Here is an 11,617-nt window from a genome sequence, read left to right as displayed (position 1 = left end):
GTGGGGGGCCCCGGGCCCCACGTCTGCGCGGACCCGCGAGGCTGACAGCTTCTCCTTATTGCAGTGTTACTGCAATAGTGGCACAGTGACCGGGGTGGCAGCGCGAACGAACCCCGCCCCGGAACAGCGACGGCTCCCAACCAAGGGGCTGCGTCACATAGTTGACGCGGCCGTGCCGGTCGGCTGCTTCCTCGCCGGCTACGGCCTGGCCGGCCCGGTGACGGGCGCCGTCTGCGCGCTCCTAGGGGGCGGGGCCGTCGCCGTGGTCCGTCTGCTGCGCGGCGACTCGCTGAAGGTCGTGGTGATCACGCTCGGCGGCGTCCTGGCGCACTCGCTGGTCGCCCTGTACGTCGGCGACGGACGGGCCTTCTTCCTGCCCGAGCTGCTGTTCAACGTGGTGCTCGCGGTCGTGTTCGCGGGGTCGCTGCTGCTCGGCCGCCCGGTGAGCGGCCCACTGGCCCGGCTCCTGCGGGCCGAGCGGCGGGACTGGCGGTCCGACCCCCGCAGGCGCCGCCTCCACCTGCGGATCACGGCCCTGTGGCTCGGCCTGTGGTGCGCCCACCTGGTCATCTGGCTGCCGCTCTACCACGCGGACAACGTCATGCTGCTCGGCGCCGCCAACGTGGTGCTCGGCAAGCCGGCCGCCACGGTCTGCGGCTGGCTGACCTGGCGCAGGCTGCGCCGCCCGGAGGCTCAACCGCCCGAGCCCGCCCCCGCGCCGTGACGGACTCCCGCCCGCCCAGACCGCCCGCACTCCCCGCCGCGCCCGGGGCCCGCCGAACCGGAACCAAGGAGTCACATGCCCTCCCCCATGGATGTCCCCGCAGACGCCCCCGTGGACGCAGCCGCCCTCCCGCCGCGGCCCGTCGAGCCGCCGCCGGGCTGCCCGTTCGAGCCGCCCGTCGACCTCGCCCGGCTGCGTACCGAGGCGCCGGTGTCCAGGATCGCCCTCGCCGACGGCAACCGGGCCTGGCTGATCACCCGCTACGCCGACATCCGCGCGGTGCTCGGCGACCACGCGCGCTTCAGCTCCGACCCGTCCAGGCCCGGCTTCCCGCGCAGCGGGATGGCAGGTGACGCCACCGCGGAGGGCCGCGCCTTCATCCGGACGGACCCGCCCGAACACACCAGGCTGCGCCGCATGGTGACCCGGGAGTTCATGGTCAAGCGGGTCGACGCGCTGCGCCCGCGGATACAGGAGCTGACCGACGAACTGTGCGACGCGATGGCCGGGACCGAGCGGTCCGCCCACCCCGTCGACCTCGTACGGGCCCTGGCGCTGCCGCTTCCCTCGCGGGTCATCGGCCTGCTGCTGGGCGTGCCCGAGGAGGACCACCCGCTTTTCCAGAACCTCACCGCCACACTGCTCTCCCGGACGGCCACCGACCGGGAGCGCGGCACGGCCCGCCGGGAACTGGTGGCCTATCTCGACTCGCTGGTGACGGCCAAGGAGAAGGCCCCGGCCGACGACATCCTCGGCCGCCTGATCACCGAGCGGCAGGCGGACGGAAAACCGACGCACCGTGAACTGATCGGATGCGCCGGTCTCTTGCTGGTGGCGGGCCACGAGACCACCGCGAACATGATCGGGCTCGGCGCGCTGACGCTGATGCGGGACGGCGCCGCCGCCGAGCGGCTGCGCCAGGATCCCGCGCTGCTGCCCGGAGCCGTCGAGGAACTGCTGCGCTTCCACAGCATCATCCGCAGCGGTCCGCGCCGCGCCGTCCTGGAAGACGTCGAGATCGGCGGCCGGCTGCTCAGGGCGGGTGAGGGCGTGGTGTGCGCGCTGGCGTCCGCCAACCGCGATCCGGAGACGTTCGAAGACCCCGGCACCTTCGACGTGTCCCGTGCCCGCGCCCAGCGCCACGTCGCCTTCGGCTACGGCATCCACCAGTGCCTCGGCCAGGCCCTGGCCCGCGCCGAACTCCAGATCGTCCTCGGTACGTTGCTGCGGCGCTTCCCCACGATGCGCCCGGCCGTACCGCTCGACGAGATCCCGTTCCGCACCGATATGGCCATCTACGGCTGCCACACACTGCCGGTCACCTGGTAGCCGCGCCCCGGACCGCCGCCGGGGTCTCAGCCCTTCTCGCGCAGCACCGCGAGGGCCGTACGGCGCGCCGCTCGGGTGACGCGCTCGCGGTCCACGCCGCGCTGCTCCGACAGGTGATACCGGAAGGACCAGCCGAGCACCGGTTCCAGGATGTCGAGGAGTTCGGCGCCCGCCGCCTCGTCGACCGCCGACAGTTCCGGCGCGAAGACCGTGGCCAGCCGGTCCCGGTATTTCCGGTTCATCTCCACCATGACCGCGGCCAGCGCCGGGGACTGCTGAGCGTGGACGAGAGCGGCGATCCTGACCCGTATCTGGAGCGCGAACACTTCTTCCTGCTGAGCCAGCAGCGTGTCCAGGCGCTTCTCCAGCGGCCAGTCCTGCGGCACCGGTGAGATCAGCTTCGCCACCCGCTCGGCCTGCTGCCGCGCGACCGTCAGGCGGAGGTCGTCGAGGTCACGGAAGTGCACGAAGACGCTGCGCTCCGACACCCCGGCCCGCTGGGCGATACCCCGGGCGGTCGGGGAGATTTCGCCCTCCTCGATGGCGCTCAGCAGCGCGTCGACGATCGCCTGCCGGGTGCGCTGGGGGTTGCGGATGCGGCGCGGTGGCCTGGCCTGTCCTTCACTGGTGTCCACGGAACAATTCGACCACGCCCGCGCGGCGCCCCTGCCGCGCGCCGGTCCGCACCGGGGGCGCGGGGACCTCCGGTGCCCAAGGGGGCGCCGCCGTCCGGTCCGTAGGGTTACGGCGTGACACCTCCGAAACCGTTGATCACGACCGAGACCGTGCAGCACCGCGACGCGGACGGTGCGGGCGCGCTGCCCGCGCTGCTGTGGCGGGCCGGGCCCGGCTGGCGCATGATCTCCAGCGCGGTGCTCGGCGGCGGTATCGGCACACGTTCCTGGGTCCTCAACGCCCAGGTGGGGCACGGCTACACGCGCCGCGACCCGGCGGCGCACCTGGCGGAGATCGCCGCGGGCGCAGGGGCGGGTCCGGGCGCGGTCCCCGGTCCCGCGGTGCGGACGGCGGTGGCCGCAGGCGTCGGCCTGATGACCGCGGCCGATGTGCTCGGCACGCGGTCGCACGCGCGGGACGGCGGGGCCGAGGCGTTGGTCACGGCCGGTGTCGGGGTCTGTGGATGGGCCGCGGTGCCGCCCGCGGCCACGCTCCCGCACCCCGGGCCCGGCACCATCAACACCCTCGTCGCGCTGCCGGTGCCGCTGACCGACGCGGCTCTGGTCAACGCCGTCGCCACCGCCACCGAGGCCAAGGTGCAGGCCCTGTTCGAGTGCGGCTGTGACGCGTCCGGTACGCCGACCGACGCGGTCTGCGTCGCGGCCCGCGCGCCCAGACCGGGCGAGCGGGCCGAGGAGTTCGCGGGGCCCCGCTCCCTCTGGGGCGCCCGGCTGGCCCGCGCCGTCCGCCGCGCCACCCTGCGGGCCGTCACCCTCGACGCGGCATCCCGGAGCCCCGAAAGGGAGCGGGCACCCGGAGGGCCGCCGCGCGCCGGCCGCTTCCCTGCGCGACGCGTGAGCCCGTGAGCTACGCCGCCGTCCCGATCCGGCGGTCGCGGCCGGCGCCCAGGCCCAGGAGGGCGAGACCGGCGCACACGACCAGCAGCAGGATGATCGGGACGGTCCAGCCGTCGGTGAGCTGGTGGACCGCGCCGAGGATCAGCGGGCCCACCGCCGCCAGGAGGTAGCCGCCGGTCTGGGCCATGCCCGAGAGGCGGGCCGCGGTGTGTGCGTCACCGGAGCGCAGCACCATCATCGTCAGCGCCAGGCCCAGCGCGCCGCCCTGCCCGACGCCGAGGAGCGCGGCCCACAGCCACGCACCCGCCACCGGCGCCACCAGGAGCCCGACGACGCCGCACGCCATCAGCGCGGAGACGGCCACCCCCAGCAGCCGCTGGCTCCGCATCCGCCCGGCGAGCATCGGCACCACGAACGAACCGGCCATCTGCACCAGCGTGCTGAACGCGAAGACCAGGCCCGCCTGGCTTTTGCCCATGCCGTGGTCGGTGAAGAGCGTCGGCATCCAGGCGATCATCACGTACGCGATCAGGGACTGCGACCCCATGAACAGCGTGACCTGCCAGGCCAGCGGCGAACGGCTCAGCCGGGGGCCGGTCTCGACGGTGTGCGCAGGCGTCGCCGCGGCCTCGCCGTGATGGGTGCCGCGGCGCGCGATGACCGCCTGCGGAATCCAGACGAGGGCGGCGACGGCGGCCAGCAGCGACCAGGAGGCCAGCGAGCCCTGCCAGCTGCCGAGCGCGTTCTCCAGGGGGACCGCGGTGGCCGCCGAGACGGTGGCACCCATGATCATCGCCGTGGAGTAGAGCGCGGTCATGCTCGCGGCCTTCTCCGGGAAGTCCCGCTTGATCAGGCCCGGCATCAGCACGTTCAGCAGGGCTATCGCGGTGCCGACCACCGCGCAGCCGACGAACAGCGCGACGACCGGCGGCGCGATCCGCAGCACGATGCCGCCGCACAGCAGGACCAGCGCGCCGCACAGCACGGCCTCGGTGCCCCAACGGCGGGCGAGCTTCGGCGCGATGATCGAGCCGAGGCCCATGAAGACCAGCGGAATGGTCGTGACCAGGCTGCTTGCGGTCGCGGCCAGGTGGAAGTGGCCTCCGATCTCGCTGAGCAGCGGCGAGACACCGGCCAGCGCCGCCCGCATGTTGAGCGAGGCGAGGACGATGCCGGCCAGCAGGAGCGCGGGGTGCGCCCGGAGCCGGCGGCGGGCCGCGGTGACCTGTGGTGCCGCGGTCAGGTCCTCCTCGGCGTCGATCAAGGGTGCGTCGGGTCTGATCCCTGACATGGGTGAGTACCTCGCCAATCGTGGGGTGTGCGCGGGCAGTTGGCGCGCCGTGGAGCTGCGGCGGCACCTGCCGCCGGGAGGGAGGGAAAGCGGGAGAGGAGGCGTCAGCGGGCGGCGAGCAGGGCTTCCACGGCCTGCTTCGGCTTGTCCAGGAGGGCGCGGGTGGCCCGCTCGGCGGCCTCCGGGTCGCCCGAGGCGATGGCCTCCATGACGGCGTGGTGATCGCCGTGCACGATCTTCGGGATCTCGTGGTCGTCGAGCGCGGTGACCAGCGCCTCGCGCACCGAGCTGCTGAACCAGCCGTAGGTCGCCGTCAGCGCGGTGTTGTGGGCCGCCTCGACCACGGCCTTGTGGAAGGCGATGTCGTGATCGGCGTACAGCTCCAGGCTGTCGCACGCGGGCCGGCCCTCGGCGACCTCCAGGGCGGCCTGCGCGTCCAGGGCCGCCCGCATCCGTGCCAGGTCGGCGGGTTCATGGCGCACGGCGGCCAGCCTGGCGGCCTCCGCCTCCAGCGCGATCCGCAGTTCGAGCACGTCACGGATACCGGCCCGCTGGATCCCGCGCATGATGGCGCCCGGGTCGGCGGTGGACACCACGAACGTGCCCTCGCCCTGCCGCGACCGCAGCATCCCGGCGTGCACGAGTACCCGTACCGCCTCGCGGACCGTGTTGCGGCCGACCTGGAGCTGTTCGGCGAGGGCGTGCTCGGTCGGAATGCGGTCCCCGACCTTCCACTCGCCCGCGGTGAGCTGCGCGCGCAGCGCCTCGACGACCGTGTCCACCAGGGACTGCCGTCCCGCCGCCTGCAGCGCCATCCCGCTCCTCGCCTCCATGTGCCCGGTTGACCGGTCATCCTACAACTGATGCTTTCAGCGTACATGGATGCCGGCGGGAGCTGCACGGGCGCCGGGTGGGCCTGTCGGCGGGAAGCGGCCCGGAAGTCGCGGGAGCGGGCGGGAACCGCGTGGTGCGCTCGGGCGTTTACGGAGAGTGACCAGATGGTGGGTGGCGGACGGGGGGCGGCGGGGGGGACGCGATGCTGGTGCACGCGGGAATCGTGGTGACGGCGGAGGAACTGGCGAAGGCCCGACCGCGCGAGGGCGCAGGCCGGAGCAGGGCCGGGGCGGGCGGCTTCGATGTGGTGGAGCTGCCCGCCGTCGAGCAGGCGGCGACCATGGTGCACCGCGGCCCGATGAGCCGGATCCTGCCGACCGCCCAGCACCTCGCCCACTGGATCGACGCCGACGGCCACCGCTCCGCCGGCTACGCCAGGGAGCTGTATCTGCAATGCCTTGGGGATCAGGAGCACCGGGTGACCGAGATCCAGGAGCCGGTGTCCGGGCCGGGCGGCGGCTGAGATGCGCGGCGATCGGGACCGGCCCAGGCACCGGAACGGCAATCAGGGGCGACGCACGTCCGTACGTCGCCCCTGGTGCCTCCCCGCTCCGACGTGGCTACGCCCCGCCCGAGCCGGTCCCGATCCCGGCCGGTGCGGTATCCCGCCCGTTCCCGTCGCTCCCGTCCTGCGGTACGGGCTTCCCGGCGGCGGGTGCGGACGGCGCGCCGGTCCCGGCGTCCGAGCGGCGTACGACAGCCAGGACCAGCAGGCCGGCCGCCACGGCGACGATGCCCGAGAGGAGGGTGATGTCCGTCAGGCCGGAGACGTACGCGGCGCCGACCGCTTCCTTGCTGCCGTGCCCGCCGGCCGCCGTGCCCGGTGCCGCGTCGCGCAGCGTGGTGGCGAAGACCGTGCCCAGGACGGCGATGCCGATGGCGTAGCCGAGCTGGCGGAAGGTGTTGACGGCGCCGCTCGCCATGCCCGCCCGCTGCGGGGGCGCCGCGCCGAGTGCCGCCGAGACCAGGACGGGCATCGCCATGCCGATGCCGAGGCCGCTCACCGCGAGCCCGGGGGTCAGCGTCGCCCAGCCGGCGTCGGTGTTGCCGTCGAGGAGCAGGGCGTGCAGCAGTCCGCCCGCGCCGGTGAGCAACAGGCCGCAGCCGATGGGGATCTGCGGCGCGAGCTGGGCCAGCCGGCGGCCGCCGAGCGCACCGATGAGCAGCGACATCAGCGCCATCGGCGTCACCGCGAGGCCCGCGGCGACCGGGCTCAGGCCCAGGATGTTCTGCGTCCACAGGCCCACGTACGTCAGGTACGGGAACGCCGCGGCCTGGAGCAGCAGGGCCGCCGCCATCAGCACCGCGAACGACGGCCGGCGCAGCAGCTGCAGATCCAGCAGCGGCTGCCGCTTTTGCCGCTCCACGGCGACGAACACGATCAGCGCCAGGGCGGCGGCCACCAGCGAGGCGACCGTCCCGGACTCCGTCCAGCCGTGCTCGCCGCCGCGGATCAGCCCGTACATCAGCGCGCCCGTGCACACCGTGAAGGAGGCGGCGCCGGCCCAGTCGATGCGGGCCGTGCGGTCGCCGTGCGACTCGCGCACCCAGCGCACCGTGATCCACACCGCGACGGCCGTCAGCGGCAGATTGACGAGGAAGATCGCCCGCCAGTCCGTGAACTCGGTCAGCAGTCCGCCCAGTACGGGCCCGACGGCCGCCGCCGCGCCGCTCGTGCCGCCCCAGATCCCGAACGCCACGCCACGGTCCCTGCCCTGGTAATGGGCCATCAGGAGCGGGGTGTTGGTGGCGAACATCGCGGCGGCGCCGATGCCCTGGACGGCCCGCGCGGCGATCAGGGTGCCCGCGTCGGGGGCAAGACCGCAGGCGAGCGAGGAGAGGGCGAAGAGCGCGAGGCCCGCGAGGTACAGGCGGCGCCTGCCGAAGAGGTCGGCGGCCGATCCCGCGACCATCAGCAGCGCGGCCAGCGCCAGCGCGTAGATGTCCATCACCCACTGGAGCGAGGTGAAGGACGCGCCGAGCCCGTCGGCCATCCGCGGCAGCGCGGTGTTCACGATCGTCACGTCGACGAGCAGCATGAAGTTGCCGAGGGTGATGGCGACCAGGGGCCACCACTTGCCGCGCGCCGCGGGTCTGTGCCCCGCCGGGCCTCCGCCGTCCGCGGCGGGGGCGACCGCCGCGTTCCCCCGATCCGCCGCGTGGTGCATGAGAGTCCTCCGTTGTGGTCCGGCCGGTGCGGCCGGCCGTGGTGTCGGGTGGGATCCGGCCAGGGATTTCCGGCGGCGGATCCGGGTGTGGTGCCGGCCGCGGTATCGGGCCGTGCGATGCGGCCGCAGAGTGCGGCAGCGGGCTGTGCCCCCTCGGGTCCTGAAGTCGGTGCCCGTGGTCGGTGCATCGCCCACAATCCGCCCTACGGGGGCGGATCTCCCAGCCAGTTCGTCGGCAGTGGCGTAATCCGACACGCAGTAGGGTCGAACGGTGATATCCGACAGGTACGACGCCTTCGACCGGCAGCTCATCCATGCGCTGCAGCTCGACGGACGGGCGCCCTTCAGCCGCATCGCCACGGCCCTGGGCGTCTCCGACCAGACCGTCGCCAGGCGCTACACCCGGCACCGTACGGCCGGCACGCTCAAGGTACTGGGCCTGACCGATCCGGCGACGCTCGGCGAGGTGGAGTGGCTGGTACGGGTCCAGTGCGCGCCGGACGCCGCCGTTCCGGTGGCCGAGGCGCTGGCCCGCAGGTCGGACACCACCTGGGTGAGCCTGACATCGGGCGGGACGGAGATCGCCGCGGTGTGCCGGGCGTCGAACAGCGAGCACAGCGACGCACTCCTGCTGGAGAAGCTGCCGCGCACCCCGAGCGTGGTCGGCGTCACCGCCCACTGCCTGCTGCACGAGTTCTACGGCGGCGCCCAGAGCCTGGTCAACAAGGCGGGTGTGCTCACCGACGAGCAGATCGCCCGGCTCGGCGGGACGCGCCCGCCCGCGGGCCCCGCACCCGTGCCGGGCCCGGACGAAACGCCGCAGCCCGACACCGGCCCCGCCCCGGTCGCGCTCGGCGCCGACGACCGCAGGATGCTCGACGTGCTCGCCCGGGACGGCCGTACGCCGCCCGCCGAACTGGCCGCGGCCACCGGCTGGTCGCCCACCACCGTGCGCCGCCGGCTCGCCGAACTCCAGGCCAACGGTGTCCTCTACTTCGACGTCGACTACGACATACGCCGCTTCGGGTACGGCGTGACGGTCGCGCTGTGGATGTCCGTCGCACCGGCCGAACTGGCCGCCGCAGGAGCCGCGTTGGCGACGCACCCGGAGGTCGCGTTCGCCTGCGCCACCACCGGCCCGAACAACCTCTTCGCCTCGGTGGTGTGCCGCGACGTCCGCGCCCTCTACACGTATCTGACCAGCCGCATCGCGGCGCTGCCCGGAGTGCGGACGATGGAGAGCGCGCCGCGGATCCGGCACGTCAAGGGCGCCGGGCCGTTCGTCGCCGCCGCCCCCAAGCGGCCGCAGGGAAGGCGCCGTTGACCGCTCGGGCGCCGGGGCTCAGCGCCCGTACAGCCGCTCCAGCACCACCGCGATGCCGTCGTCCTCGTTGGACGCGGTGATCTCGTCGGCGACGGCCTTCAGTTCGTCGTGCGCGTTGGCCATGGCGACGCCGTGCGCGGCCCAGGCGAACATCGCGAGGTCGTTGGGCATGTCGCCGAAGGCGAGGGTCTCGCCGCCCTTGACGCCGAGGCGGCGGGCGGCCAGCGAAAGACCGGTGGCCTTGGTCAGGCCGAGCGGCAGCAGCTCGACGATGCCGGGCCCGGAGACCGTCACCCCGACGAGATCACCGGCCGCCGCGCGCGCGGCCTGTGCCAGCGCGTCGTCGCCCAGCGTGGGGTGCTGGAGGTAGACCTTGTTGACCGGCGCCGACCACAGGTCATGGGGGTCGTCCACCAAGATGCTCGGCAGCGGGCCTTCCGTGAGGCGGTAGCCGGGGCCGATCAGCACCTCGCCCGCCAGGCCGTCCCGGCTCGCGGCCAGCCGCAGCGGGCCGGTCTCCGTCTCGATCTTGGCCAGCGCGAGTTCGGCGAGCCGGCGGTCCAGGGTCACGGACGTCAGCAGCCGGTGCTCACCCGCGTGGTAGACCTGCGCGCCCTGCCCGCACACCGCGAGCCCCTGGTAGTCGAGCGCATCGAGGATGTGCCGGGTCCAGGGCACCGCGCGGCCGGTGACGACGATGTGCGCCGCGCCCGCCGCGGTGGCCGTGGTGAGCGCCGCGCGGGTGCGCTCCGAGACGGTCCCGTCGTGCCGCAGCAGCGTTCCGTCGAGGTCCGTCGCGATGAGTTTGTACGGCGCTGCCGGGGCAGCGTCCGGGGCTGCGGCGGTCACTTGGCGACGGGCTCCAGGATCTCGCGGCCGCCCAGGTAGGGACGGAGCACCTCGGGGACGCGCACGGAGCCGTCCGCCTGCTGGTGGTTCTCGAAGATCGCCACGATGGTGCGCGGGACGGCGCAGAGCGTGCCGTTCAGCGTCGCCAGCGGCGAGACCTTCTGCTTGCCCTCGACGTTCTCGCGCATCCGGACGGAGAGGCGGCGGGCCTGGAACTCGTTGCAGTTCGAGGCCGAGGTCAGCTCGCGGTACTTGCCCTGGGTCGGGATCCACGCCTCGCAGTCGAACTTACGGGAGGCCGAGGCGCCGAGGTCACCGGTGGCGACGTCGATCACCTGGAACGGCAGCTCCAGGCCGGTCAGCCACTGCTTCTCCCAGTCCAGCAGGCGCTGGTGCTCGGCCTGCGCGTCGTCCGGCGCGACGTAGGAGAACATCTCCACCTTGTCGAACTGGTGGACCCGGAAGATGCCGCGGGTGTCCTTGCCGTACGTGCCGGCCTCGCGGCGGAAGCACGGCGAGAAACCGGCGTAGCGCAGCGGGAGCTTGGACGCGTCGACGATCTCGTCCATGTGGTACGCGGCGAGCGGGACCTCGGAGGTGCCGACCAGGTAGTAGTCGTCCTTCTCCAGGTGGTAGACGTTCTCGGCCGCCTGGCCGAGGAAGCCGGTGCCCTCCATGGCGCGCGGGCGGACCAGCGCCGGGGTCAGCATCGGCGTGAAACCGGCCGCGGTGGCCTGCGCGATGGCGGCGTTGACGAGCGCCAGCTCCAGGAGCGCGCCGACGCCGGTGAGGTAGTAGAAGCGCGAGCCGGAGACCTTGGCGCCGCGCTCGACGTCGATCGCGCCGAGCAGTTCGCCGATCTCCAGGTGGTCCCTGGGCTCGAAGCCCTCGGCGGCGAAGTCGCGGCGGGTGCCGAGGGTTTCCAGGACGGTGAAGTCCTCCTCGCCGCCCACGGGGACGTCCGGGTGGACGAGGTTGCCGAGCTTGCGCAGCAGGTCCTGGGTCTCGGCCTTGGCCTCGTCCTGCGCGGCGTCGGCTTCCTTGACGGCGGCGGACAGTTCGCCGGCCTTCTTCAGCAGCACGGCCTTCTCGTCGCCCGTGGCCTTGGGGATGAGCTTGCCGAGCGCCTTCTGCTCGGCGCGCAGCTCGTCGAAGCGGATGCTGGACGACCTGCTCCGCTCGTCGGCGGAGAGAAGCGCGTCGACGAGCTCGACGTCCTCTCCACGGGCGCGCTGGGAGGCGCGCACACGGTCGGGGTCCTCACGAAGCAGGCGAAGGTCAATCACCCCCCCAGGCTACCGGGGACGGGCCGGGGCGCTCGACGCGATATTTCACGGCAGGCGTTATGTCCGTTTTGGGATTGTTTATTCTTTTGTGGTGAGGAGGCGGGAATGCGGTCGATGGCGAGGGGAAGGCGAGCGGAAAGCGCCGTCGGAGTGGCGGTGAAGTGCGCGCCGAAGTGATGGCGAAGTGCCTGCCGGAGTGCCGTCAAGATCTCCGGCAAAG

General features: G+C 73.3%; 11 protein-coding genes. 5 read left to right on the top strand and 6 right to left on the bottom strand.

Features of this window, described 5'->3' with window-relative positions; translation table 11 throughout:
• Window positions 1-94: 94 nt before the first annotated feature.
• Both LIU39_RS30150 and LIU39_RS30145 read left to right on the top strand, forming a co-directional pair.
• Window positions 95-724, top strand: a complete 630-nt coding sequence (locus LIU39_RS30150; protein ID WP_227050107.1) for a DUF3159 domain-containing protein — start codon at window positions 95-97, stop codon at window positions 722-724.
• 75 nt (window positions 725-799) lie between these two features.
• Entirely contained in the window at window positions 800-2,053 is a 1,254-nt protein-coding gene (locus tag LIU39_RS30145) for a cytochrome P450 (protein ID WP_227050106.1), read from the top strand.
• 26 nt (window positions 2,054-2,079) lie between these two features.
• On the opposite strand, the gene LIU39_RS30140 is transcribed toward LIU39_RS30145, so the two are convergent.
• Window positions 2,080-2,688 (bottom strand): TetR/AcrR family transcriptional regulator, encoded by a 609-nt coding sequence (locus LIU39_RS30140; RefSeq protein WP_227050105.1) that lies wholly within the window; start codon window positions 2,686-2,688, stop codon window positions 2,080-2,082.
• 114 nt (window positions 2,689-2,802) lie between these two features.
• On the opposite strand from LIU39_RS30140, the gene LIU39_RS30135 reads away from it, so the two are divergent.
• Window positions 2,803-3,594, top strand: a complete 792-nt coding sequence (locus tag LIU39_RS30135) for an adenosylcobinamide amidohydrolase (protein ID WP_372464099.1) — start codon at window positions 2,803-2,805, stop codon at window positions 3,592-3,594.
• A 1-nt stretch (window position 3,595) separates the two neighbouring features.
• Here the strand turns inward: LIU39_RS30135 and LIU39_RS30130 are convergent, their stop codons facing one another.
• Both LIU39_RS30130 and LIU39_RS30125 read right to left on the bottom strand, forming a co-directional pair.
• Window positions 3,596-4,876 carry a CynX/NimT family MFS transporter gene (locus tag LIU39_RS30130; RefSeq protein WP_227050104.1) on the bottom strand — a complete coding sequence of 427 codons (1,281 nt, stop codon included), beginning with the start codon at window positions 4,874-4,876 and terminating at the stop codon, window positions 3,596-3,598.
• Between the two features lie 104 nt (window positions 4,877-4,980).
• Window positions 4,981-5,691 carry a FadR/GntR family transcriptional regulator gene (locus LIU39_RS30125; protein WP_227050103.1) on the bottom strand — a complete coding sequence of 237 codons (711 nt, stop codon included), beginning with the start codon at window positions 5,689-5,691 and terminating at the stop codon, window positions 4,981-4,983.
• Window positions 5,692-5,912: 221 nt separating this feature from the next.
• Between LIU39_RS30125 and LIU39_RS30120 the strand changes: the two genes are divergently transcribed.
• On the top strand, window positions 5,913-6,233 hold the full coding sequence (locus tag LIU39_RS30120) for a GyrI-like domain-containing protein (protein WP_308409432.1): 321 nt from the start codon (window positions 5,913-5,915) through the stop codon (window positions 6,231-6,233).
• A 97-nt stretch (window positions 6,234-6,330) separates the two neighbouring features.
• Here LIU39_RS30120 and LIU39_RS30115 read toward each other — a convergent pair whose 3' ends face one another.
• Window positions 6,331-7,938, bottom strand: coding sequence for an MFS transporter (locus LIU39_RS30115; protein WP_227050102.1), 1,608 nt, complete (start codon window positions 7,936-7,938; stop codon window positions 6,331-6,333).
• A 271-nt stretch (window positions 7,939-8,209) separates the two neighbouring features.
• Between LIU39_RS30115 and LIU39_RS30110 the strand changes: the two genes are divergently transcribed.
• Window positions 8,210-9,262 (top strand): Lrp/AsnC family transcriptional regulator, encoded by a 1,053-nt coding sequence (locus LIU39_RS30110; RefSeq protein ID WP_227050101.1) that lies wholly within the window; start codon window positions 8,210-8,212, stop codon window positions 9,260-9,262.
• An 18-nt stretch (window positions 9,263-9,280) separates the two neighbouring features.
• Here the strand turns inward: LIU39_RS30110 and LIU39_RS30105 are convergent, their stop codons facing one another.
• Together LIU39_RS30105 and serS are read right to left on the bottom strand one after the other, a co-directional pair.
• On the bottom strand, window positions 9,281-10,111 hold the full coding sequence (locus tag LIU39_RS30105; protein ID WP_227050100.1) for an HAD family hydrolase: 831 nt from the start codon (window positions 10,109-10,111) through the stop codon (window positions 9,281-9,283).
• The gene (gene serS / locus LIU39_RS30100; protein ID WP_227050099.1) at window positions 10,108-11,397 is read right to left on the bottom strand and encodes a serine--tRNA ligase; all 1,290 of its coding nucleotides are present in this window, start codon (window positions 11,395-11,397) and stop codon (window positions 10,108-10,110) included. Before serS ends, LIU39_RS30105 begins: the two co-directional genes overlap by 4 nt.
• Between the last annotated feature and the right edge of the window lie 220 nt (window positions 11,398-11,617).

This window comes from Streptomyces pinistramenti, from assembly GCF_020564935.1.
In the GTDB taxonomy this organism is placed as follows: domain Bacteria; phylum Actinomycetota; class Actinomycetes; order Streptomycetales; family Streptomycetaceae; genus Streptomyces; species Streptomyces pinistramenti.
Note: the sequence above shows the minus strand (reverse complement) of the source record. Positions and strands in the feature narration are given on the sequence as shown.